We start from the raw sequence: 22387 nt of genomic DNA on the forward strand, positions 1-22387 counted from the left end.
CTTATGAAATTCAAAAACTCTTATATATGAATTTTAAAAACTTTTTCCTTCCTGCTTCTTTCTTTTTTATTATCTTCCTTTATCTCTTCTCACTTCCTCCAATTCTTTCAACAGGTGATGGAGGAGAACTTATAGCAGCATCATTCGGACTTGGCAGTCCTCATCCTTCAGGCTATCCTCTTTATGTTCAGATTGGTAAAATATTCAGTCTTCTTCCTGCTGGGAACATTGGAATCAGAGTTGAGTTAATCTCAGTTTTTTTCTCAATACTTACACTTTTTCTCGTATACTTTATGGTTTTTAAACTTTCAGGACAGAATCTTGAGGCATCCTTTGCTGCTATTGCATCTGTGATTTTTCTTGCTCTGTCCTACTCATTCTTTGGACAGAGCATAGTGGCAAAGTTTTATACTTTAAACTCTTTTTTTGTTATGCTTTTAATTTTATGTGGGACAATTGTAGTTTTAAATGGATATGACAGAAGAATGCAATTTATTGCTTCATTTATTTTGGGGCTTACGCTTTCAGCGCATCATACAGGATTTATGATGATTGTACCCCTTGGTGTTCTTGGATTTTTTTATTTCAGAAATTTTTTACGAAATCTTCCATTGAGTTTTCTCTTTTTCTTCCTTGGCTTTTCAGTTAATCTTTATCTCTTTATAAGAGACATGAAAGGAAATCTTTTCACCATGATACCTGTAATTGACATGGATTCTTTCTTAAAGGTTTTTTTAAGAAAAAACTATGGAGCAGGTTCATCAATTGATGTTACAGCCTCTGGTTTTGTTAATTTTTATGGATATTTCTACGCTTTTAAAAACTATCTTTACCTTATTGAAAAAAATTTTACTTTGTTTTCTATACCTTTTTTTATTCTTGGAGTTGTGTGGCTCTTTAAAAAATCAAAAAAACTTTTTATATTTGTTTTAACATCCTTTTTTATCTATTCAATTTTTCTTGCAAAGTTAACATTTTCAATGCAAAATCCTGACATTCATGAACTTTATGTGATAGGACATCAATATTTTATTCCATCCTTTGCCATTTACTGTGGTATAGTCGGGTTGGGGAGTTATTTTATATATAGCATTTTTGAAAAATATGGTTTTTACTCTCTTAAAAAAATTGTTCCAATTATTGTAATTTTCTTCCCTTTATTAATGATATTTGACAGGCTCACAGATCAGTATCAGGGAAAAAACTATGTTCCCTATTCGCATACAAAAGGGATTTTTACATCTCTACCAGTAGCATCAATTTATATGACCTACGGAGACAATCATGCTTTTCAGGGATGGTATTTAAAACTTGTTGGAAGATACAGAGAAGACATATGTCATATTGTTCTTGATGACTATAAAACCATGGTCTGGGCACTGCATGGCTGTAAACCCTATAGCCTTTACAGAGGACTTTTTCCTGAATTTTTTGATGGAAATTTGATAGATCTCACTGAAAAATACAGATATTACTCAATCATTGCTTTATCAGAAAAACATCCCCTTTATACCGTGGTTGACAGTTACCCTTATTTTTATATCTTCATTTATCTTGGAAAATCATCGGATAAAAGAAATTTTGATACATTTTTCATGGAAAGGATGAAAAAAATTGAACCTTTTTTAAATTATGAAGACTGCCTCACCCATACAACAGACGATGTTTACACGCTTCAGCTATGTAATTTTTCTACAATTGGATATATAAGCATCGCAAAAGCATATGAAAAAGCATCCGATAAAGACATAGCAGAAGTGGTATTTGATCAGAAATTAAGCTACGGCGATTTTACAGCACCCTTTAGGATGAAGCTTAAGGTTAATGATGAAAATGAAAAATATCTCAGCATTTACAATGCAGTAAAAAAATACAATAAAATGGATAAATTTCACCTATCAGGGAAAAAAAATGAAAAAGATTAGTTTATTTTTTCTCACAGTGCTTTTCATAATGCTTTTAATTCTTTATCTAAGACTTTTTTTACAGCAAAAAGACTTTATTAATGAAGCAAAACAAACAAATAGTCCAGTAAAAGCAATCAGTTATTATGAAAGAGTTATTCTGTCATATATCCCATTGAGTCCTTATAACAGAGAGGCAGTTAATGGAATTCTTGAGCAATGTAAAAAAATTGATAATGAACAGAAACTTTACTGTTATGAAACATTGAGAAGCGCTCTTTATCAAGTAAGAAGCTTTTATCAGCCCTACAGAGAGGAAATTAAAAGGCTTGAACCTCTTATCGCAGAGATTAAGACACATGAGATGATTCAATGGAAATATAATAATCTTTCAGAGAGGGATTATCAGCGTCTTTACAATTATAATATTGAAATCCTACGTTATGATGGTTCTCCATCTGTATTCTGGAGCATGGTGTCTGTTTTATCTCTTTTTGCATGGATTTGTTCTATTTGCTTTATAATTTTTAAAGGATTTAAAACTCCAATAAATAAAAGATATCTCCTATGGGGATTGACAGGATTCATAGTGTTTTTTAGCCTATGGATTATAGGGCTTTATAATGCATAAGCCATGAAAATTCTTATTTTACCACTTTACGGAATAGGCGATACATTGATGACAACTCCAGCAATTGAGACTCTGAAAAAATCCATTGACTGCAAGATTGTCAATATATGCATGTTCAAAAGCACTTATGAAGTCCTTCAAAACAATCCCTTCATTGATGAACTCATTTATTTTCCATTTTTAGAACAGAGTTTTTTTAATTCGTTAAAATTTGTTTTTGCACTGAAAAGATTTGATTGCGCAATAAATTTTTATCCTTCAAACAGAAGGGAGTATAATTTATTGAGCTTTTTTACCAGAGCAAAAATCAGACTGGGGCATAGATATTTAAAAAGAGATTTAAGAGAGCTTAACTTTCTTAAAAATCGCACTTTAAAGGAAAACCCGGATCTCCACAATGTAGAAGAAAATCTCAGAATTCTTGAGCTTCTTGGGATAAAAACAGATAATGCTCCAGCAATGAAGATTTATCTTGATCAAGAGGAAATTCAACAAGGAAAGGCATTTGTAAAAAAACTTTCTCAAAAGTCAGTAAAAGTGGGTATTCATACAGGAACAAGTAGTTTTAAGGGACACAGACAGAGAAGATGGCAAAAGGAGAATTTTCTGGAACTTATAAATAGTCTGCCAGATGTAGATTTTTTCCTCTTTGGCACAATAGAAGAAGAACAGGAAAATAAATTTATATTCAATAATGCGAAATATGGTAATGTAATTATTATTCAAAATACACCTATTCGTAAAGTGGCATCAATCATTGCTCATCTTGATGCATTTGTTTCAAATGATTCAGGACTTATGCATCTTGCTGCTGCGGTAAAAGTACCTGTCGCAGCTATTTTTGGCCCTACAAATCCAAAATGGGTTTATCCATGGGGTGTAAAACACAGAATAGTAAGAGTTAATTTAAATTGTTCTCCATGTTTTTATTACTCTCCAGAACCTCTAAAATGTAAATCCGGGCTTGATTTTAAATGTTTAAAAGATATTGATGTTTCAATGGTAAAATCAGCATTGGAGTCATTAATTAAATCATAAATCTAATTTTACCCTTTCCTTCTCTTTTAGCTAAATAAGCGCATTGGTCAGCTTCTTTTAAAAGAAAATTTGACATTCCCATAATTTTTTCTGGCATCATAAAATTAATGAACATATTTGAAAAAATTGCTGAAGAAAAAATCCGGGAAGCAATGCAGCAGGGAATTTTTGATAACCTTCCCAATAAAGGAAAACCTTTAGAACTGGAAGACTTTAGCTGGGTTCCTGAAGATTTAAGACTTGCCTATAAGATTCTTAAAAATGCAGGATGTATTCCACCAGAGATGGAAATTAGAAAAGAAATAATTGACCTTAAAGAACTTCTCAAAACAATAGATGACGATGAAGAGAGAATTAAAAAAATCAGAGAGCTCAATTTTAAGTTACTGAAGTTCAACATTGGAAGAAAACAGCCCTTTTATCTTGAAGACTTCCCTGAATATGAAGATAAAATAATAAAAAAATTTATAGGATAACGGAGAGGGAGGGATTCGAACCCCCGGTGGTTTTACCCACAGCGGTTTTCGAGACCGCCCCAATCGTCCACTCTGGCACCTCTCCAGAAGGTTTATAATAAATTATATCACTTATAAAAATGGAAAAAGTAGTTGTTGCGATGAGTGGAGGTATTGACTCAGCTGTTACAGCCTATTTATTTATCAAAGAAAAAAGGGCTGTAGAAGGAGTTTTTTTTATTCTCTTTGACGAGCCACCAAACATAGAACTGGCAAAGAAAACTGCGGATTTTCTCAGAATAAAGCTTCATATTGAAGACCTAAGAGAAGATTTTAAAAGATATGTTATCAATCCCTTTTTTGAAAGATACAAAAAGGGACTCACGCCAAATCCATGTATTCTTTGCAATAAATACATAAAATTTCCCGCTCTTAAAAAAATTGCTGATAAGGTATCTGCGAATTTTTTTGCCACAGGTCATTATGCGAGAGTGTTGAAAAAAAACGACAAATGCTTTCTTCTTAAAGGTATTGACAAAAAAAAAGATCAATCCTACTTTCTTTATGGAATAAACAGATTATTTCTTAATCAACTTCTTTTACCTCTTGGAGAATATACAAAACAGCAAGTTAAAGAAATTGCTCAGCAGGCTCAAATTCCTTCTAAAGTTGCTGAGGAAAGTGCAGAAGTCTGCTTTCTCAAAGACAAAAGATACTATGAGATTCTTAAGCCAGCATCTTATGGCCCTATAATTGAAGCATCAACTGGAAAAATTATTGGACAGCATAGAGGAATACATCTTTTTACCATTGGACAAAGAAAAAGACTGGGAATTTCATCTCCCTATCCTCTTTACGTAGTAAAAATAGAGCCGGCTATAAATGCAGTCTATGTTGATTCAAAGGAAAAGGCTTTTATGAAAGAATTTTATGTTAATCAACTGAACTGGCTTGTTGAGCCTGAAACTAATAGTTTTACCTGTGATGTTAAAATTCGCTATGCCATGAATCCTGAGAAAGCCTTCGTAATCATAATTGATAAAGACAGAGTCAGAGTAACTTTTGATGAGCCTCAGTTTGCACCAACACCCGGGCAGAGTGCTGTTTTTTATAATGATGAAGTTGTTTTAGGTGGAGGAATAATTACGGAGACAGTGCAAGGCTTCTGAGAGCCTTTGTCTCATCAATTCCAAACATAATGTTCATGTTCTGCACAGCCTGTCCTGATGCACCTTTTACAAGATTGTCTATAGCAGAGACAAGAATAAGCCTTTTTGTGCGGGGATTAACAACTGTACCAATGTAACAGTAGTTTGTTCCTTTTACATGCTTTATACCAGGGATTTCACCTTCTGGCAGAATCTGAATAAATGGCTCATTCTGATACTGTTGTCTAAGAATTTCTATTGCATCAGCAGTGGATAAATCTTTGTTCATACTGGCATATATTGTTGATAAAATTCCTCTGTTTAAGGGCAATAGATGGGTTGTAAAATCAATGGTTATTGAACTGCCAAAGGCAAAACCAAGTTCCTGCTCTATCTCAGGTGTGTGTCTATGTTTTGCCACATTGTAAGCCCTGAAATCCTCATTTACCTCACAATAGTTTAAACTGATTTCAGCTTTCCTTCCTGCTCCAGAAACACCAGAGCAGGAATCAATAATAATTGTAGATGCCTCAATCAGTTTATTCTTTAAAAAAGGATAAAGAGGAAGAATCACACTTGTAGGATAACATCCTGGATTGGCTATGAGTGTTGCTTTCTTTATTTGTTCCCTGTAAATTTCTGGCAATCCATAAACTGCTTCTTTAAGTAGCTCAGGATATAAATGTTGAGTTTTATACCATTGTTCATAAATACTTGCATTCTTAATTCTGAAATCAGCAGAAAGGTCAATTACTTTTTTGCCAGCCTGAAAAAGTTCTGCAGCCACCTGTTGAGATTTTCCATGGGGGAGTGCAAGAAAATAAACATCTGCCCTACTTTTGATTTTTTCAATTTGAAGACTTTCAAATTTAAGCTCTTTATAAATAAAAAAAGCAGGGAAAATCTCTGAAACTTTTATCCCTGCTGATTTTTCAGAAGTAACTCCGACTATCTCAACTTCATCATGCAGAGCAAGAATTCTTAAAAGCTCACTTCCTGTATAGCCACTTCCTCCGCATATGAAAACTTTTAGCATTTTATCTCTTGGAGAACTGAAATCTCTTTCTTGCCTTTGGCTGTCCGTATTTCTTTCTCTCTACCTCTCTTGGGTCTCTTGTAAGAAGTCCTTCTTTTTTGAGCTTTGGCTTAAGGTCTGGATTAAGATTTACAAGAGCTCTTGCAATTCCATGCCTGATAGCTCCAGCCTGACCACTTAAACCACCTCCATCAACTTTTACAATTGCATCATACTTGCCAGTCACACCTGCTACATGAAAAGGTTGCATAAGTATCATTCTCAGGGTTTCTCTTGGAAAATACTCTTCCACTGGTTTTTCATTAACTGTGATTTTCCCTGAGCCAGGCATTAGGATTACCCTTGCGATTGACCTTTTTCTTCTTCCTGTAGCTAAATTTTCAGCCATTATCTTCACCTCAAAAATTAACTTATTTTCAGAGGTTCAGGCTTCTGTGCAGCATGAGGATGCTCCGAACCTCTGTAAACTTTCAGTTTTTTTATCATTTTTCTGCCCAGTCTTGTTTTTGGAAGCATGCCCCAGACAGCATCAACAATAACTTCCTCAGGTTCTTTTTCAAGCCTTTCTTTAAGAGTTTCTGCTTTGAGATTGCCCATAAAACCAGTGTGATGATAATAAACTTTGTCAGTAAGTTTTTTTCCAGTTATCTTAATCTTCTCAGCATTGATAATTATAACAAAGTCTCCATTATCTACATTGGGAGTATAAGTTGGTTTGTGCTTGCCCATCAAAATCTTTGCGATTCTTGATGCAAATCTCCCAAGAGTCTGCCCATTTGCATCTGCAATATACCACTGTCTGTTAACTTCTTCTTTTTTTACAAAAGCGGTTTTCATTTTTATACCTCACCCCTAAAAATTTAATTATGAGCTAAAATTATAAAATACCTTAAAAATTAATTATTTGTCAAATAATTAAGGGATTGTCTCTATAAATGCATATTTTGGTTCATGAAGAGGAATAACCATATCAGTCATCTCTTTAGCTTTTAAAACTATGTCATAGGCTTCATAGGAATTTATAAGGGTTCCTGGAGGAATCACCTCCATGCCCATACCAAGGATTTTTGGTGGAGGATTAAGGTTTTCTTCAATTATACAAAATCCTGTTATTAAAAAATTGCCTTTTTCAGTATTTATGAGAACAGACATACCGCCCGGAGTATGGGCTGGCATATGAATCATTTTTATTCCTGGAAGAACTTCTGTATCTTCCTTTAATGGTATAATCTGACCATTGCTTTCAATCTCAGTAATAAAGTCTTCGTTGTATCTAAAATCAAGGGGATGAGGATTATGAACCTGCTTAAGCTCATTTTCATGAACATAAAATATGGCATTCACGCATTTTGAATCATTTTCACAATGGTCATTATGTAGATGTGTGTGTATTACAATATCAATATCTTCAGGCTTTAACCCCCATTTTGCAAGCCCTTCCTCAAATTTGTAAACTTTTCCAACAGCTTTTTCAATCTCAGTTGAACTACGAGGAGCAAACTCTCCTGTATCCACCAGAATGTTCTTGTTTCCACCCTCAATATACCATGAAAATATAGGTATAACAAATGGTTTACCATAGTCATGTTGATAGGTCATCATACCTTTGTCAAAAATTTTTGCTCCTACTACAATTGGATGAATCCTGTAAATCATTTTATTATATTAAGTATTTTTTACAAAATTATGTCAAGTTCATTTTCTAATTTAAAAATTCCTTTCGGAAATGATCTAATAAAATAACAGAGAAAGTCATCTGTCCTAAAAATTTTAAACTATTAATAAAGCGAGGTATTCTCTTATTGCTTTTGATGAAAGCGCAAAATTGCTAAATTTTGGTAAAAAACTGTAAATATTGTAATGGTTACTTTTTTTGAAATCTGCAGGATAAGGCAATACATTAAGGCCTGTTTTTTTAAAAAGTTTTTCTGCCCTCTTCATATGATAGGCTGATGTAACAAGAATTAATTTTTTAAAATTCTTTTGCCTGCATATTTCACTGACATAAAAAGCATTCTGAGATGTATCCTTGCTTTTACTTTCTTCAATAATTTTACCAGATTCAACTCCCAATTCTTTTAACATTTGAGCAATTGCTGCTGCCTCTGAAATCTTTCCTTCTATAGCTCCACCAGAAACAATAACAGGAAGTTTAGTTTTTTTATAAACCACATAGCCTGCAAATAACCTGTTTAATGTATCCTCATTAAGAGAGCCTACGGAATAGGTACCTCCTCCAAGTATAACAATGGCATCAGCATTTAATTCTTCAAAAGCTTTATGTCTTTCAAGTGGATAAAACAACAAATCCTTTACAGGCTCAATAGATATTAAATAAACAAATAAAGCTGATAAAATTGCTAAAAAGCGAATAAATTTTCTTTTTTTCTCTAATACTGCTATCAAAAGAAAAATTATTATTAAGATGCCAGGTGGCAAAATCAAGGAAGTCAGAAATTTTTTCAGAAAAAACATAAAATTAAGTATAGCAAAATTGCCTGTTCAATGCAAAATTAAGTATAATTTTAAATTATGGAAACAATAAGAATACCAAGAATAATGAGGGAAATATCCAAAGATTTAAGAGCAAAGGGGAAATCTATAGGATTTGTTCCCACAATGGGTGCTCTTCATGAAGGACATATCTCTTTGATAAAAAGAGCAAAGCAAGAAAATGATATTACTGTTGTAAGCATCTTTGTAAATCCAACACAGTTTGCTCCAGGAGAAGATTATGAAAAATATCCAAGAGATGTGGAGTCAGACAAAGAAAAACTACAAACTATTGAAATTGATTATCTATTTCTACCCGATGTTGAATCTCTTTATCCAAAAGGATACAGCACTTATGTAACAGTAGAAGGTCTCAGTGACAAACTTTGTGGAAAATTTAGACCGGGCCATTTCCGAGGTGTTGCCACAGTGGTTTGCAAGCTTTTTAACATTGTAAGACCTACAAGGGCATATTTTGGCCAGAAAGATTACCAGCAATCATTAATAATCAGGAGAATGGTTGAGGACTTAAATTTTGACATTGACATTGTTGTCTGTCATACAATAAGGCATGAAGATGGATTAGCAATGAGTTCACGAAATCTCTATTTAAATGAACAAGAGAGAAAATCAGCAACTGTTATATACAAAGCTTTACAGCAAGGGGAAAAACTTTTAAAAGAAGGAGCTGAACCATTGGATGTAAAGTTGAAAATGATGGAAGTTATTAAAAAAGAATCACTTGTAAAAGAAATCCAATATGTTGGAGTCTTTGATCCAGAGACACTTGATGAAGCAAAAGAAAAACAGAAAAAATACTTACTTGCTGTTGCTTTAAAAATTGGAGATACAAGATTGATTGACAATCTTCTTGTTGAAGTCTAATCTTTAAATGTTTCCCTGATTTTAAGAAATTCATCAAAATTATTAAGGAAAATATCTAAAAGTTGAGGATCAAAATGGCTTTCCCTGCCTTTTTTCATAATATCAATTGCTTGCTCAATACTAAAAGCTGGCCTGTAAACCCTATCTGATGTTATAGCATCAAAAACATCGCATACAGCAACAATTCTTGCATAAATGTGTATTTCTTCTCCTTTTAGCCCGTAGGGATATCCAGAGCCATCCCATTTTTCATGGTGTTGTTCAGCAATTATTTTTCCTGCTTGTAAAGTGATAAATTTTGGCTGGGAAGTCAAAATTCTTCCACCTATAATAGTATGAAGCTTCATTATTTCAAATTCTTCAGGAGTTAGCGGACCAGGCTTTTTCAAAATATTGTCTGGAATCCCTACCTTACCAACATCATGTAATGGTGATGCATAAAATATAATATTTTGTTCTGACTCTGGCAGTCCTATAAGCTGAGCAAGAAGCTTGGAATAATAACTAATTCTTCTAATGTGCTGTCCTGTTTCTTCGTCTCTGAATTCAGAAATCATACCAAATTTTACCACCATTTCATACTCTGCTTCTTTTGCAAGCTCAAGTGCCTCTCTCAGTTCCTTTGTTTTTTTCATTAACTCTTTCTGCAAAACTTCATTTATATTTCTTACTAAATCTTGATATTTTTTAACCTGTAAATTGTTAATCACCCTGAGTTTTAGCTCTTCTGCATCAAAGGGTTTTGGAATAAAGTCATTTGCTCCATGTTTTAAAGCATTTTTTCTTTCCCTATCATCTCCAGAAAGAACAACAACAGGAATGTGTGATGTTCGAGAATCAGATTTTAAAACTTCTAAAACCTCTATCCCGTTCATTCTTGGCATTCTTATATCAAGAACAATGACATCAGGAGTGTGGTTTTTTAGAATTTCCAATGCTTCTACTCCATCCCTTGCTGTAAGAATCACAATATTTGGAGAATCTATAAAAATAGCAGATATTAATTCCAGGTTTACAGCTTCATCATCAACTACTAAAATTTGGGAAACTTCTTCAAACATGGTATGATATATTAACAAAATGATTGCATTATTGCAAAGAGTAAGTAAAGCAAGCATAGAAGTTGAAGGGAAAAAGGTATCAGAAATTGGGAAAGGTATTGTTGTTTTTATCGGGATACAGAAGCAGGACAGTGAAAAAGATGCCCAATATCTTGCAAATAAGATTATTAATCTGAGAATTTTTGAAGACAGCGAAGGTAAAATGAATTTGTCAGTAAAAGATATTTCTGGTGAAATCATGGTTGTATCAGAGTTTACTCTTGCAGGTGATTGTAAAAAAGGGCTGAGACCTTCCTTTGACAGAGCAATGCCTCCTCTGCAGGCTCAGAAATTGTATAATCAATTTATTGACTTTTTGAAAAATACAGGAATCTCTGTAAAAACAGGAGTATTCAGAAGCTATATGCATGTATATCTGGTAAATGAAGGACCTGTCACATTTATATTAAATACGAGGTGAGCCATGTTTGAAAGATTAAGAGAAAATCAATATTTCAATGAAACTGTAAGTTTTTTAAAAGAAAAAAATCTTTATGAAAGCTCTTACCTCGTTGGTGGAAGTGTAAGAGATGTATTGCTTGAGCGTGAAATAAAAGATATTGATTTTGCAATACCCTCTGATACAATTGAGCTTGCACGGGAGTTTGCAAAAAAAATTAATGGAAGTTTTGTTTTACTTGATGAAGTTTTTTTAATTGGCAGAGTTGTAAAGGACAGTATAACAGTAGATTTTGCCCAATTAAGAGGTGGCTCAATTGAAGCAGATTTAGCAGAAAGAGACTTTACTGTAAATGCTATGGCAGTAACTCTTGATTGCAATAAATTGATTGATCCTTTTAATGGATTTCAGGACTTAAAAAACAAATTGATAAAAATGGTCAATGAAGAAAATTTAAAAGTAGACCCTCTGAGAGTGTTGAGAGCTTATAGATTCCATGCTACAATTGGTTTTGAAATAGAGGAAAATACCAGAGAAGCTTTAAAAAGAAATGCCCATTTAATGAAGATAACCGCACGAGAAAGAATAAAGGAAGAACTCTGGAAGACTTTTTCAACCTCTCATAGCTTTAAAACAATTAAATTAATGGCTGAAGACGAAATATTTAAAGCTATTTTTAAAACAAGTGAACCTCCTGACATTGAAGCATTAAAATTTGCTGAAGCTATTCTGTCTAATTCAAAAAGAGAGATCAAAAATTTAAGTTGTTTCAAATTTGCCTGCTTATTTGACTTTCACGCAATTGAATTAATAAAACAAATAAAACCTTCACGAAAAGAGCAAAAATTTGTTGAAGATTTAATTCAGGCTGGAGCAAAAATTAGAAAAATAGAGACATTGCTTGATAAAGTAAAATTTATAAGAGATTTTGAAAATATTCTTTATCCAGCTTTAATATTCGGAATGAGCAAGGATCCACTAAAAACAGCAAGAAAATGGTTTTATGATGAGATTGAAAATTTTTATAAAAAAGTTTATTTAAAAAACAAAAAAAAGCTTCCGCTTTTAAAAGGCGAAGATATACTTTCACTCGGATTTAAGCCATCTGCTGTTGTTGGAGAAATTCTCGAAAGAATAGAAATCCTTGTCCTGGCAGGTAAAATCTCAAATAAAGAGCAAGCAATTGAGGAAATAAAAAGGCGTTATCTTTTAAATATATCTGCTCCGTAACAGTCTATGGCAACAATCACAGGAAAATCTTTAAGTAAAAGTTTTTTCACTGATTCAGGACCAAGCTCAGGAAAAGCTATCTCCTGTGCTGAAACTATGTGTTTGCTTAGGAGTGCTCCAACTCCGCCTGTTGCAAGAAAATAAACAGCTTTGTATTTCTTTATAGCTTGCCTGACTTCTTCTGAACGTTGTCCCTTACCTATCATTCCTTTGAGTCCAAGGGAAAGAAGAAGGGGAGCATATGAATCCATCCTTGATGAAGTCGTTGGTCCTGCTGAACCTATAACCTTTCCTGGAGGCGCAGGTGTTGGTCCTACGTAGTATATTATCTGTCCTTTCAGGTCAAAGGGTAACGGTGCATCATTTTTTATTAATCCAACAATTTTTTTATGTGCCGCATCCCTTGCTGTATAGACATAGCCATTTATTAAAACAATATCTCCTGCTTTTAAATTTTCCACCACTTCATCTGTAAGCGGTGTTTCAATATTTATCATATTTCTGCCTCCTTGTGTCTTGCACAATGGCACTGAATATTTACTGCAACAGGAAGTGATGCAATATGACATGGGGCATACTCAATGTGAACAGCCAGTGCTGTAGTATTACCACCAATGCCCATAGGACCGATATTAAGAGAGTTTATTTCCTCCAACAATTCTCTCTCAAGCTGAGCATAGGCAGGATTCTTGTTAGGTTGTCCCAGCTTTCTTAAAAGAGCTTTCTTAGCGAGAATTGCTGATTTTTCAAAGTTTCCTCCAATGCCAACTCCAACTATTATTGGCGGACAGGGATTGCCTCCTGCATTTTTTACTGTTTCAATAACAAAATCTTTCACTCCCTGAAGTCCTTGAGCAGGTTTAAGCATCCGAAGAGCAGACATATTTTCACTACCTGCTCCTTTTGGTGCAAGTGTGATTTTTAGCTTGTCTCCAGGAGTTAATTCAAAATGAACAATGCAAGGGGTGTTGTCCTTTGTATTTTTTCTTTCAAAAACAGGATCATCCACTACCGAAGCCCTTAAATATCCATCTCTTACTGCAAGCCTTACACCTTCATTGAAAGCATCCATAGGATCACCATCTTCATAAATTACTTCAGTTCCCCATTCAACAAAAATAACAACAACGCCTGTGTCCTGACAAAGGGGGATTTTATCTTCAATAGCTATTTTTTGATTTTCTATAATCTGTCTGAGTATTTCTTTTGCTAATCCAGATTCAACCTGATAAGCCTCGTTCAATGCCTTTGAAACATCCTCAGGCAGACAGATCACTGTATCCATGTAAAGTTTTCTAACTGTTTCTATAATCTCTTCCTTGCTGATTTTCCTCATATCTCAATTAAATACTTAATACCCTCCCCTCTTGATAGTTTTTCAAATGCTTGAGAAATCTCAGAAAGAGAAAATTTTCCTGAGATAAGCTCTTTGAGCTTTAGCTTACCAGATTTAATTAAATTCACAGCATCTTTAACATCCTCTGGAGTATAATGAAACACACCTTTAAGTGTTATTTCGCCATAGTGAAGTCTGCCTGCATCATAGCATACCTCTGTGCCAGTCTTGAGTCCTCCAAAAAGCAAACTCATGCCACCTTTTCTCACATAATTTACTGATTTAACCCATATTTCCTTTTGTCCTGTGCATTCAATAACACTGTCAAAACCGAAACCATCAGTAAAATCAACTGGATTTTCTTGATAATTGTAAACTTTATCAGCACCAAGGCTTTCAGCCAGAGCAAGCTTATTCTTATTTCTTCCCATAACTACCACACTTATACCCATACTTTTTAAAACCTGAAGAAAAAGAAGACCAACCGGACCTGTTCCTATTATGAGAATTCGGTCTTCCTTTTTGGGATTAAGAGCCTTTACTCCGTGAACTATACAGGAAAGAGGTTCTAAAAAAGCAGCTTCTTCAAAATCTATATTTTCTGGCTTGTGAAACATGTTCTGCCTTACAACTCTTTCCTTTACAACAATATATTCAGCAAAAGCACCAAGCATCATTTCCTTTGTTAGAGTATCGCAGAGATTAAAAAGTCCTCTTTTACAATACACGCAATCTCCACATGGTGCTGTGTGAACAAGCATAACTGCATCTCCGGTTTTGAAGCCATTTACACCTTTACCAACATCCTCAATAACTCCGGAAAATTCATGGCCAAAAGGTCCTGGCATGGGAATGAGAGGATGTCCTCTTAAATAGGCTTTAAGATCAGTGCCACAGGTAAGTGCTGCTTTTATGCGGACAAGAACTTCTCCTTCATTTATTGTGGGAACAGGTTTTTCTACAACTTCAATTTTATTTGGGCATATGAGATAGGCTGATTTCATTGTATTTCATCCATTTTTAAGCTTTTTTCATAGAGTTCTTTTTTGCTCAATCCATAAAGCTCAGCTACTATTCTAACAGCTTCTTTTCTTCCTTTTCCTTTTTTCATAAGATCTTTTACTTCAATCAAAGCCTCTTCAAAGCTCTGAGTAGTCTCATGAGCACCTTCGATGATTATAACATATTCACCTGCTATCTTAGAATTTTCAAGTTTTTCAATTACTTCTGAAAGCCTACCTCTTAAAACCTCTTCAAACATCTTAGTAAGCTCTCTTGCAACACAGCAAACTCTGTCTCCGAAGACATCCAGCATGTCTTCAAGGGTTTGCAAAATCCTGTGCGGTGCTTCATAAAAAACAAGGGTTCTTTTTTCTATGCTCAGTTCAAGAAGTTTCTTTTTTCTCTGCGACTGTTTAACAGGAAGAAAGCCTATAAAAGTGAATTCTTCTGTAGGAAGTCCAGAAATACTCAATGCAGTTATCAAGGCTGTTACACCCGGGATTGGTATGAGTTCTATCCCTTCTTCAATAGCCCTTCCGATAACCACAGCACCAGGGTCTGATATTCCTGGAGTTCCAGCATCAGTAATAAGCGCAACTGAATGTCCTGAACGAATTTTTTCAATTATTTCTTCTGCACGCACTTTTTCTTTCTCTGACCAGTAACTTATAAGAGGTTTCTTTATTTCGTAATGGTTAAGAAGTTTTAGACTGTGCTCTGTATCTTCACAGGCAATATAGTCAACTTTTTTTAAAGTCTCAATTGCCCTTAAAGTTATGTCCTCAAGATTACCAATTGGCGTTGCTACTATATAAAGCCTTCCCTGAGACATTTATTCTTCCTTCAATAACTGTCTAAGGCGTTTGTCAGCTTTTATTATTTCATCTACATTCTCACCTGTGATATCCCAGCTGTATTCACCTTTTTTATCTCTGTGGAGTTTTATTTTAACAGGCTTTTTTGGCTTCGCATACTGAAGCGTTTTGTCTTTTTTAACCTGAACCTGCGGCTGACAAAAGGAATTATCTGGCAGAACAGTAAGCGCAAAAAATAAAAAGATTATAAAAATTACTCTCTTGAGAGACTTTAAATTATACAATTCAGGCATTCTATCCTCCAAACCTGTTTGTTATAGGAAAACGCCAGTCTTTACCAAGACAGACAGGGGATACCTTTATGCCCAAAGGTGCCTGTCGTCTTTTAAATTCTGCTCTTTTGACCATCTGTAGCACCTTTTTTACAGTGTCTCTGTCAAAATCTTTTTCAATTATTTCTTGCTGTCCCATACATTTTTCAATGTGAAGATATAAAATCCTGTCAAGCACTTCATAAGGTGGTAGTGTATCCTGATCAATCTGTCCTGGTTTAAGCTCTGCAGAAGGCGGCTTTTTAAATACTCTTTCAGGAATCCTTCCACGGGATGCCCATCTTGCAACTCTGTAAACCTGAGTTTTATAAACATCCTTAATTACTGCATATCCACCAGCCATGTCACCATACAGGGTTGCATAACCAACAGATAGTTCTGACTTATTTCCTGTTGTTATTACAAGCCATCCAAATTTGTTTGAAACTGCCATGAGAATGTTACCACGGATTCTGCTCTGGATGTTTTCTTCTGTAACATCCTGGGGAAGGTCCTTAAAGGTATCTGAAAGGGATTTAAGATATTCCTCAAAAAGTTCATCAATGGAAACTTCAATTAATTCAATTCCAAGATTTTTTACAAGCTCATATACATCTTGTCTGCTTTCCTTTGATGTGTATCTTGATGGCATAAAAACACCAATAACTCTATCTCTACCCAGTGCCTCTACTGCAATCAATGCAACAAAGGAAGAGTCAATTCCTCCACTTAATCCAAGACATACTTTTTTAAAGCCATTTTTGTTAACATAATCTCTCAATCCTGTGGTTAAAGCCTTGAAAATCTCCTCTTCTTCAGTCATTTCATATGCAGACTCTTTTCTGCTCAGAACGACTTTGCTTTTTGCTTTTCTTTTTAACGGAATTTTAATAATTTCTCTATCTCCAAAACAAATTTCCCATCTTATCTTTGGCTCACGCAGTCTTGTTCTTGTGACTTCCTCAATATCAAGATCTGCAATTATTAAATCTTCCTCAAAGGCTTTTCCCATAGCCATAATATCACCTGATGGTGAAATAATAAGACTTCTCCCATCAAAAACTATCTCATCCTGTCCACCAACCATGTTTAAGTAGCAGACATAAACTCCCATGTCATAGGCTCTTGTTGTAAGCATTCTTGTTTTTTTCTGATACTTCCCTGCATAAAATGGTGATGCACTTATATTTATTATTAATTCCGCACTGTTTGCTACCTGAATAAGCCCGGGAAGAGAGGGATGAAAGATGTCTTCACATATATTCACAGCAAAAAATACTCCATCATATTCATAAACAGGAATTCTGCTTCCAGGCTTAAAATATCTCATCTCATCAAAGACACTGTAATTGGGAAGATAAATTTTATGATAAACATCAATCAAGCTTTGATTTGCAATAATAGCAGCAGAGTTATAAAGATCATCCTTTTTCACTGGCAAACCAGCAATTACTATGAAATCTTTAACATTTTTAATTATCTCATTTAAAGCTTCCTCTGCTTTTTTTATAAAAGCTGGATAAAAAAGAAGGTCTTCAGGATTGTATCCGGTTATGGCAAGCTCTGGAAAAACAATAATTTCTGCTTGTTTAGTCACTGCTTTATCAATGTATGAAAGAATCTTCTCAAGATTCCCTTCAATATCTCCAACAACAAGATTTATCTGGCATAGTGCTAATCTCAGGGTTCTCATATATTACAGGTTGGACAGCATTTTATTGCATCAAAGGCATAAAGTATTCTTTTTTCCTTTGGTAGCTTTTCAGAAGGATATGGCATAAATTTCAGGGATGAAGCAAACAAATCCTCTTTTTTTGGAATATCCATTGTTTCTTTAACTTCTCCTGTAAGGATATTTATCAACCTTCCCTGTCTTCCATCTGTTACCATAGCAAATGGAATCTGATAGGGCTCAACAACTCTACAAAAAGCAAGCATAAATCTTTCCCATGACTCAATACTTGCAGGAGTGCATTTTATAGCATACAAAACCTTTTCCTGTAGCCTGATAAGTATATCTACACTGGTTATAAACCTTTCTTTCTCAGAAACAACAACTTCATAGCCTCTGTTAAGCTCAATGTTGTCCAATGTATAGCCACGCTCAATTAAATATTGAATCATTAACCTTTGAATGTATCCGATGCTTTGCGCAAAAAGTTCTTCCTGTTGCTTGAGAATATCTCCAATAAGTTCCTTCCTTTCTTCTGGAGAATCTGGCGTTTTATTAAGTGGTAAATACATTTAAGCCTCCTTTTTCCAAAAAATTCTTTATTTCAACACAAAAATAAAAGAAATTCAGTTTCATGCAAAAACTATCATCTTTCAATATTTTTAAACAATAAAGGCTAAAAAATCAAACTATAAAGAATGACAAATAATCATTTTTATTGAATAGCTTTATTTATTTTGCCACACACTGGGCAGGCGGGGTCTTTCTGGGCTTTGAAAGTTTTAAAGTCTTGGCTCATTCCATCCCAAACAAAAAGCTTGTTTTTAAGATTCTTGCCAATTCCTACCAGATACTTTATTGCTTCCAGTGCCTGAAGCGCTCCTATTACTCCAGGAGTTGCACCTACCACGGGAAATGTCTCTTTCGGTGGTGCTTCAGGAAAAAGACATTTAAGACATGGTGTTTCAGGAGGCTGAATAAAACTTAACATTCCCTGTGCTCCATAAATTGCACCAAAAACAAGAGGAATACCCTTGTTTATTGCAACTTCATTAAGAATATACCTTGTCTCAAGATTATCCATACAGTCCATGATTATCTGTGAATCTGCTACAAGAGCATGAGCATTTTCTGCTGTAATCTTTTCGGTAACAGGAATTACTTCCACATCAGGATTTATTGCACTAAGGGTAATCTTTGCTGAAAGAGCTTTATTAATCCCGATTCTTGTATGACTGTGCAGTATCTGCCTATTTAAATTAGTAATTTCTACACTGTCAAAGTCACATATGATTATTTTTCCCACTCCTGCAACAGCAAGATAAATTGAAACAGGGCTTCCAAGACCACCTGCACCAGCAATAAATACAGTGGAATTCTTAAGCTTTTTTTGACCTTCCTGTCCCCATCCATCTATTAGCATCTGACGGTTATATCTTAAGAAATCCATCCAATGACCTCTTTCATTTCTTTGAGAGTCTCTCCAGCTATTTTCTTTGCCTTTGTAGAGCCTTCACGGGCAATTTCAATCAGCAAAGAAGGATTATCAATTATATGCTGTCTTTTGTCCCATATGGGTTTTAAAGTATTAATTACATGTTTTATAAGAATTTTTTTACAGTCAACGCAGCCAATGCCTGCTGTACTGCAGCCTTCAATTATTTCCTTTTTTTCCTCCTCTGTGGAGAATATTTTGTGCAGATCAAAAACAGGGCATTTCTGAGGGTCTCCTTTGTCTGTTCTTCTTTTGCGTGCTGGGTCAGTAACCATTGTTCTTATTTTTTCTGTAACTGTTTTTTCATCATCACTTAGATAAATGGCATTTCCATAGCTCTTTGACATCTTTCTTCCATCAGTCCCGGGTACCTTCGGAAACTCTGTAAGCAAAGCCTCTGGCTCAGGGAAAAACTCTTTTCCATAAAGATAGTTAAATCTTCTTGCAATTTCACGAGAAATCTCAAGATGTGGAACTTGGTCAATTCCAACAGGTACATACTTTGCCCGATAAATTATTATGTCTGCTGTCTGAAGTACTGGATAACCAAGAAATCCATAGGTATCAAGGTCTTTATCTTTAATCTGCTCTTTCTTCTCTTTGTAAGTGGGGACTCTTTCAAGCCATCCAAGTGGTGTAATCATGCTTAAAAATATATGAAGTTCTGCATGTTCAGGGACCTGTGACTGAATGAATATGGTTGATTTTTCAGGGTCAAGCCCTGCTGCAATAAAATTCATAAGAAGATCAACTGTCCATTGTTTTATCTGCGAAGGATTTCCATATCCAGTTGTCAATGCATGCCAGTCTGCAACAAAAAAATAGCATTCATATTTGTCCTGAAGCCTCACCCAGTTTGAAAGAGCTCCAACAAGATTTCCAAGATGAAGTGGTCCGCTTGGCTGCATTCCACTTAGAACTCTGTCCATTTATCCCTCCTAAAAAAGTGAAAGTATACTGAAAAAAAATTTTACCAACGGCCATACAAAAACAGTTGTCAAACCTGTAATAATCATGAATATAACGATTAGAGAGCCAAATGGCTCGATTTTTTCCATCATCTGAGCATACTGTAAAGGTAGCACTCCCATTAAAATTCTTCCTCCATCAAGAGGTGGTATAGGAATTAGATTAAATGCCGCTAAAACTATGTTTATCATTATTGTGGATCTAAGAATTAAAATCAAAGGGTCAAAAATATAATCAGGAATTGCGCCCATTAAAGGTAAAACAATCAATTTGAGCATAATTGTGCAAATTATTGCTACCAGAAGATTTGCCGCAGGACCACCTGCTGCTGTAAGTGCCATACCTGCTCGGGGATTTCTGAAATTGTAAGGATTTACAGGAACAGGTCTGGCATACCCAAATACCCACTGTCCATTTGTAAGAATAAGAAGCATGAATGGCATAATTATCGTTCCAAAAGGGTCAATATGGGATAAAGGATTGAGAGTCAGCCTTCCTGAAAGCTTTGCTGTATTGTCACCAAGCCTGTAAGCTACCAAACCATGAGCAAGCTCATGAAAAACAATTGCAATAAGTATTGCAGGCGTCGAAATTATAATCTGTCTTAAAATTCCTGTAAAATCCATTATCTTATCCTTATCATTACTTCATCAGGGTTGACCATGTCACCCTCTTTAATATAAATCTCTTCAACTATGCCATCAATTGGTGAGTGAATCTCATTTTCCATCTTCATTGCCTCAACTATTACAATCGTGTCTCCAGCACTGACTTTGTCACCTTTTTTAACCTTAATTTTTACTACCGTACCAGGCATTGGGGAGGCTATGTCACCAGGTTCTGAAGGTCTTGGTCTAACTGATTCTTTTGGTCTGATTTCCACTTTTCCTTCCTCACTGGGAACAATCTCCTGAAGAGGTTCAACAATTACTTCAACAAGTTGATTGTTTATATAGAGAAAATAAGGTCTTTTACCATCAACCTTGTGTCCTTTACCACCAACCTTTACATGATAGGACTCTCCATAAAGATTTATGATAAACTCTGTTGGAGCAAGGCTTGGAGCAGGTTTTGCCTCTTCTTTCCTGGGCGCAGGGACTTCTTCTTTAATTCCTTTTTCCTTTGCATCGAGGAACTCAAGGAAAATCTTGGGGAAGAGGCAATAACTGAGCACATCTTCATCAGAGCGAGCCTTGTCTTTTAACTCTGCTTTTGCCTTTTCAAACTCTGGCTCAAGAAGGTCTGCGGGTCTGCAGGTTATAAATTCTTCATCGCCAAGAATTTTCTTTCTCACTTCCTCATTTACTGGCACAGGAGGCTTGCCATAAAGTCCTTTGAAGTAATTTTTCGTTTCTGTTGTGACCATTTTATATCTCTCACCTGTAAGAACATTCAAAGTTGCCTGCGTTCCCACAATCTGGCTTGAAGGAGTAACCAGAGGAGGATATCCAAAGTCTTCTCTTACACGAGGAATCTCTTCAAGGACTTCTTTTATTCTGTGCAAGGCATTCTGCTCTCTGAGTTGATTTACAAGATTGCTGAGCATTCCTCCAGGAACCTGATAAACAATGACTTTTGGATCAGGACCTATGTATTCACTTTCAAAGTGTTTATATTTTTTCCGTGTTTCATAAAAATAGTCAGCAATCTCATCAAGAAGCTCCATATTGAATTTTGGGTCTCTTTCAGTCCCTTTAAGTATGTGACATATTGTCTCAAGAGGGGGTTGAGATGTTCCACCAGCCATTGTTGAGATTGCTGTATCAACAATATCCACTCCTGCTTCTATTGCTTTTATTGTTGTTGCCACTGCCATTCCTGCTGTATCATGGGTATGAAGATGTATTGGTAGATTTATCTGTTCCTTTAGTTTTTTTACAAGTTCATAAGCAGTATAAGGATCAAGAAGCCCTGCCATGTCTTTTATGCAGATGATATGAGCTCCCATGTCTCTTAAATTTTTGGCAATTTCAACAAAGTAATCAATTGTATAAATTGGTCCGATAGTATAGCAAAAGGCTGCCTCAACAGTACCTCCATATTTTAATGTTGCTTCTATAGCCTTTTCCATGTTTCTTAAGTCATTTAAAGCATCAAAAATCCTGAAAATATCTATGCCATTTGCACAGGCTCTCTCAACAAATTTTTCAAGAACATCATCAGGATAGTGTCTATATCCAACAATATTCTGTCCTCTAAGAAGCATCTGAAGTTTTGTGTTTTTAACAAGCGCTCTTATTGTTCTCAGTCTTTCCCAGGGATCTTCTCTCAGAAATCTCAAACAGCTGTCAAAGGTTGCACCTCCCCATACTTCAAGAGAGTGAAACCCGACTCTGTCCATCTTCTCAGCAATAGGCACTATATCCTCAAGCTTCATTCTTGTGGCATGAAGACTTTGATGGGCATCCCTCAATGTAGTATCCATTATTTTAACAGGTGATGATTTTGACATCTCTACACCTCTTAA

25 protein-coding genes and 1 tRNA gene are annotated in these 22387 nt (G+C 35.1%); 8 read left to right on the plus strand and 18 right to left on the minus strand.

Features of this window, described 5'->3' with window-relative positions; genetic code table 11:
• Positions 1–26: 26 nt before the first annotated feature.
• The 4 genes from V4D31_RS07940 to V4D31_RS07955 all read left to right on the plus strand — a co-directional run bounded on the left by V4D31_RS07940 (position 27) and on the right by V4D31_RS07955 (position 4049).
• A complete protein-coding gene (locus V4D31_RS07940; RefSeq protein WP_353685905.1) occupies positions 27–1925 on the plus strand; it encodes a DUF2723 domain-containing protein in 1899 nt (632 codons plus the stop codon).
• Positions 1912–2535: a hypothetical protein gene (locus tag V4D31_RS07945; protein ID WP_353685906.1), complete on the plus strand. Its 624-nt coding sequence runs from the start codon at positions 1912–1914 to the stop codon at positions 2533–2535. Before V4D31_RS07940 ends, V4D31_RS07945 begins: the two co-directional genes overlap by 14 nt.
• A gap of 3 nt (positions 2536–2538) precedes the next feature.
• Positions 2539–3573 (plus strand): glycosyltransferase family 9 protein, encoded by a 1035-nt coding sequence (locus V4D31_RS07950; protein WP_353685907.1) that lies wholly within the window; start codon positions 2539–2541, stop codon positions 3571–3573.
• Between the two features lie 107 nt (positions 3574–3680).
• Positions 3681–4049 (plus strand): DnaJ family domain-containing protein, encoded by a 369-nt coding sequence (locus tag V4D31_RS07955; protein WP_353685908.1) that lies wholly within the window; start codon positions 3681–3683, stop codon positions 4047–4049.
• On the opposite strand, the gene V4D31_RS07960 is transcribed toward V4D31_RS07955, so the two are convergent.
• A tRNA-Ser gene (locus V4D31_RS07960) sits at positions 4050–4134 on the minus strand.
• Between the two features lie 34 nt (positions 4135–4168).
• Between V4D31_RS07960 and mnmA the strand changes: the two genes are divergently transcribed.
• On the plus strand, positions 4169–5197 hold the full coding sequence (gene mnmA / locus V4D31_RS07965; RefSeq protein WP_353685909.1) for a tRNA 2-thiouridine(34) synthase MnmA: 1029 nt from the start codon (positions 4169–4171) through the stop codon (positions 5195–5197).
• Here mnmA and argC read toward each other — a convergent pair.
• The 5 genes from argC to V4D31_RS07990 form a co-directional block, all read right to left on the minus strand.
• A complete protein-coding gene (gene argC / locus V4D31_RS07970; RefSeq protein ID WP_353685910.1) occupies positions 5172–6212 on the minus strand; it encodes an N-acetyl-gamma-glutamyl-phosphate reductase in 1041 nt (346 codons plus the stop codon). The two genes, mnmA and argC, sit on opposite strands and share 26 nt — an antisense overlap.
• A gap of 1 nt (position 6213) precedes the next feature.
• Complete coding sequence (rpsI, locus tag V4D31_RS07975; RefSeq protein ID WP_353685911.1) at positions 6214–6600, minus strand: 30S ribosomal protein S9; 387 nt, start codon at positions 6598–6600, stop codon at positions 6214–6216.
• Positions 6601–6617: 17 nt separating this feature from the next.
• Positions 6618–7049 carry a 50S ribosomal protein L13 gene (gene rplM, locus V4D31_RS07980; RefSeq protein WP_353685912.1) on the minus strand — a complete coding sequence of 144 codons (432 nt, stop codon included), beginning with the start codon at positions 7047–7049 and terminating at the stop codon, positions 6618–6620.
• Between the two features lie 78 nt (positions 7050–7127).
• The gene (locus V4D31_RS07985; protein WP_353685913.1) at positions 7128–7868 is read right to left on the minus strand and encodes an N-acyl homoserine lactonase family protein; all 741 of its coding nucleotides are present in this window, start codon (positions 7866–7868) and stop codon (positions 7128–7130) included.
• Between the two features lie 114 nt (positions 7869–7982).
• Positions 7983–8687 carry a YdcF family protein gene (locus tag V4D31_RS07990; protein ID WP_353685914.1) on the minus strand — a complete coding sequence of 235 codons (705 nt, stop codon included), beginning with the start codon at positions 8685–8687 and terminating at the stop codon, positions 7983–7985.
• Between the two features lie 57 nt (positions 8688–8744).
• Here V4D31_RS07990 and panC point away from each other — a divergent pair, with 57 nt between their 5' ends.
• The gene (gene panC / locus V4D31_RS07995) at positions 8745–9590 is read left to right on the plus strand and encodes a pantoate--beta-alanine ligase (RefSeq protein ID WP_353685915.1); all 846 of its coding nucleotides are present in this window, start codon (positions 8745–8747) and stop codon (positions 9588–9590) included.
• Here the strand turns inward: panC and V4D31_RS08000 are convergent.
• Positions 9587–10651 (minus strand): HD domain-containing phosphohydrolase, encoded by a 1065-nt coding sequence (locus V4D31_RS08000; protein ID WP_353685916.1) that lies wholly within the window; start codon positions 10649–10651, stop codon positions 9587–9589. The two genes, panC and V4D31_RS08000, sit on opposite strands and share 4 nt — an antisense overlap.
• Positions 10652–10670: 19 nt before the next feature.
• Between V4D31_RS08000 and dtd the strand changes: the two genes are divergently transcribed.
• Positions 10671–11111, plus strand: a complete 441-nt coding sequence (dtd, locus tag V4D31_RS08005) for a D-aminoacyl-tRNA deacylase (protein ID WP_353685917.1) — start codon at positions 10671–10673, stop codon at positions 11109–11111.
• A 3-nt stretch (positions 11112–11114) separates the two neighbouring features.
• Positions 11115–12320: a hypothetical protein gene (locus V4D31_RS08010; protein ID WP_353685918.1), complete on the plus strand. Its 1206-nt coding sequence runs from the start codon at positions 11115–11117 to the stop codon at positions 12318–12320.
• Here V4D31_RS08010 and V4D31_RS08015 read toward each other — a convergent pair.
• The 11 genes from V4D31_RS08015 to oadA form a co-directional block, all read right to left on the minus strand.
• Positions 12293–12817: a Fe-S-containing hydro-lyase gene (locus tag V4D31_RS08015; RefSeq protein ID WP_353685919.1), complete on the minus strand. Its 525-nt coding sequence runs from the start codon at positions 12815–12817 to the stop codon at positions 12293–12295. The genes V4D31_RS08010 and V4D31_RS08015 overlap by 28 nt on opposite strands.
• The gene (locus V4D31_RS08020; protein ID WP_353685920.1) at positions 12814–13656 is read right to left on the minus strand and encodes a fumarate hydratase; all 843 of its coding nucleotides are present in this window, start codon (positions 13654–13656) and stop codon (positions 12814–12816) included. Before V4D31_RS08020 ends, V4D31_RS08015 begins: the two co-directional genes overlap by 4 nt.
• Positions 13653–14660: an alcohol dehydrogenase catalytic domain-containing protein gene (locus V4D31_RS08025; protein WP_353685921.1), complete on the minus strand. Its 1008-nt coding sequence runs from the start codon at positions 14658–14660 to the stop codon at positions 13653–13655. The genes V4D31_RS08020 and V4D31_RS08025 overlap by 4 nt, the downstream gene beginning before the upstream one ends.
• The gene (rsmI, locus tag V4D31_RS08030; protein WP_353685922.1) at positions 14657–15490 is read right to left on the minus strand and encodes a 16S rRNA (cytidine(1402)-2'-O)-methyltransferase; all 834 of its coding nucleotides are present in this window, start codon (positions 15488–15490) and stop codon (positions 14657–14659) included. The genes V4D31_RS08025 and rsmI overlap by 4 nt, the downstream gene beginning before the upstream one ends.
• Positions 15491–15766: a hypothetical protein gene (locus V4D31_RS08035; protein ID WP_353685923.1), complete on the minus strand. Its 276-nt coding sequence runs from the start codon at positions 15764–15766 to the stop codon at positions 15491–15493.
• Position 15767: 1 nt separating this feature from the next.
• Positions 15768–17477: an NAD+ synthase gene (locus V4D31_RS08040; RefSeq protein ID WP_353685924.1), complete on the minus strand. Its 1710-nt coding sequence runs from the start codon at positions 17475–17477 to the stop codon at positions 15768–15770.
• Positions 17474–18028: a type I restriction enzyme HsdR N-terminal domain-containing protein gene (locus V4D31_RS08045; RefSeq protein WP_353685925.1), complete on the minus strand. Its 555-nt coding sequence runs from the start codon at positions 18026–18028 to the stop codon at positions 17474–17476. The genes V4D31_RS08040 and V4D31_RS08045 overlap by 4 nt, the downstream gene beginning before the upstream one ends.
• A gap of 143 nt (positions 18029–18171) precedes the next feature.
• Positions 18172–18906: a HesA/MoeB/ThiF family protein gene (locus V4D31_RS08050; protein WP_353685926.1), complete on the minus strand. Its 735-nt coding sequence runs from the start codon at positions 18904–18906 to the stop codon at positions 18172–18174.
• Positions 18894–19880 carry a tryptophan--tRNA ligase gene (gene trpS / locus V4D31_RS08055; protein ID WP_353685927.1) on the minus strand — a complete coding sequence of 329 codons (987 nt, stop codon included), beginning with the start codon at positions 19878–19880 and terminating at the stop codon, positions 18894–18896. The genes V4D31_RS08050 and trpS overlap by 13 nt, the downstream gene beginning before the upstream one ends.
• 9 nt (positions 19881–19889) lie before the next feature.
• Positions 19890–20546 carry a site-2 protease family protein gene (locus tag V4D31_RS08060; RefSeq protein ID WP_353685928.1) on the minus strand — a complete coding sequence of 219 codons (657 nt, stop codon included), beginning with the start codon at positions 20544–20546 and terminating at the stop codon, positions 19890–19892.
• Positions 20546–22372, minus strand: coding sequence for a sodium-extruding oxaloacetate decarboxylase subunit alpha (gene oadA, locus V4D31_RS08065; RefSeq protein WP_353685929.1), 1827 nt, complete (start codon positions 22370–22372; stop codon positions 20546–20548). The genes V4D31_RS08060 and oadA overlap by 1 nt, the downstream gene beginning before the upstream one ends.
• Positions 22373–22387: the final 15 nt, after the last annotated feature.

Origin of the sequence: Thermodesulfovibrio sp. 3462-1 (assembly GCF_040451425.1) — a bacterium.
Classification (GTDB): Bacteria; Nitrospirota; Thermodesulfovibrionia; order Thermodesulfovibrionales; family Thermodesulfovibrionaceae; genus Thermodesulfovibrio; species Thermodesulfovibrio obliviosus.

Coding starts and splice junctions, on each gene's coding strand:
- oadA (WP_353685929.1), bottom strand. CDS start 22,372: ATGTCAAAATCATCACCTGTTAAAATAATGGATACTACATTGAGGGAT.
- trpS (WP_353685927.1), bottom strand. CDS start 19,880: ATGGACAGAGTTCTAAGTGGAATGCAGCCAAGCGGACCACTTCATCTT.
- V4D31_RS08010 (WP_353685918.1), top strand. CDS start 11,115: ATGTTTGAAAGATTAAGAGAAAATCAATATTTCAATGAAACTGTAAGT.
- V4D31_RS07990 (WP_353685914.1), bottom strand. CDS start 8,687: ATGTTTTTTCTGAAAAAATTTCTGACTTCCTTGATTTTGCCACCTGGC.
- V4D31_RS08020 (WP_353685920.1), bottom strand. CDS start 13,656: ATGAGGAAAATCAGCAAGGAAGAGATTATAGAAACAGTTAGAAAACTT.
- rsmI (WP_353685922.1), bottom strand. CDS start 15,490: ATGTCTCAGGGAAGGCTTTATATAGTAGCAACGCCAATTGGTAATCTT.
- V4D31_RS08060 (WP_353685928.1), bottom strand. CDS start 20,546: ATGGATTTTACAGGAATTTTAAGACAGATTATAATTTCGACGCCTGCA.
- V4D31_RS07985 (WP_353685913.1), bottom strand. CDS start 7,868: ATGATTTACAGGATTCATCCAATTGTAGTAGGAGCAAAAATTTTTGAC.
- dtd (WP_353685917.1), top strand. CDS start 10,671: ATGATTGCATTATTGCAAAGAGTAAGTAAAGCAAGCATAGAAGTTGAA.
- rpsI (WP_353685911.1), bottom strand. CDS start 6,600: ATGGCTGAAAATTTAGCTACAGGAAGAAGAAAAAGGTCAATCGCAAGG.
- V4D31_RS08035 (WP_353685923.1), bottom strand. CDS start 15,766: ATGCCTGAATTGTATAATTTAAAGTCTCTCAAGAGAGTAATTTTTATA.
- V4D31_RS08040 (WP_353685924.1), bottom strand. CDS start 17,477: ATGAGAACCCTGAGATTAGCACTATGCCAGATAAATCTTGTTGTTGGA.
- V4D31_RS08025 (WP_353685921.1), bottom strand. CDS start 14,660: ATGAAATCAGCCTATCTCATATGCCCAAATAAAATTGAAGTTGTAGAA.
- rplM (WP_353685912.1), bottom strand. CDS start 7,049: ATGAAAACCGCTTTTGTAAAAAAAGAAGAAGTTAACAGACAGTGGTAT.
- V4D31_RS08000 (WP_353685916.1), bottom strand. CDS start 10,651: ATGTTTGAAGAAGTTTCCCAAATTTTAGTAGTTGATGATGAAGCTGTA.
- V4D31_RS07950 (WP_353685907.1), top strand. CDS start 2,539: ATGAAAATTCTTATTTTACCACTTTACGGAATAGGCGATACATTGATG.
- V4D31_RS08015 (WP_353685919.1), bottom strand. CDS start 12,817: ATGATAAATATTGAAACACCGCTTACAGATGAAGTGGTGGAAAATTTA.
- V4D31_RS07940 (WP_353685905.1), top strand. CDS start 27: ATGAATTTTAAAAACTTTTTCCTTCCTGCTTCTTTCTTTTTTATTATC.
- argC (WP_353685910.1), bottom strand. CDS start 6,212: ATGCTAAAAGTTTTCATATGCGGAGGAAGTGGCTATACAGGAAGTGAG.
- mnmA (WP_353685909.1), top strand. CDS start 4,169: ATGGAAAAAGTAGTTGTTGCGATGAGTGGAGGTATTGACTCAGCTGTT.
- V4D31_RS07945 (WP_353685906.1), top strand. CDS start 1,912: ATGAAAAAGATTAGTTTATTTTTTCTCACAGTGCTTTTCATAATGCTT.
- V4D31_RS08050 (WP_353685926.1), bottom strand. CDS start 18,906: ATGGATTTCTTAAGATATAACCGTCAGATGCTAATAGATGGATGGGGA.
- panC (WP_353685915.1), top strand. CDS start 8,745: ATGGAAACAATAAGAATACCAAGAATAATGAGGGAAATATCCAAAGAT.
- V4D31_RS07955 (WP_353685908.1), top strand. CDS start 3,681: ATGAACATATTTGAAAAAATTGCTGAAGAAAAAATCCGGGAAGCAATG.
- V4D31_RS08045 (WP_353685925.1), bottom strand. CDS start 18,028: ATGTATTTACCACTTAATAAAACGCCAGATTCTCCAGAAGAAAGGAAG.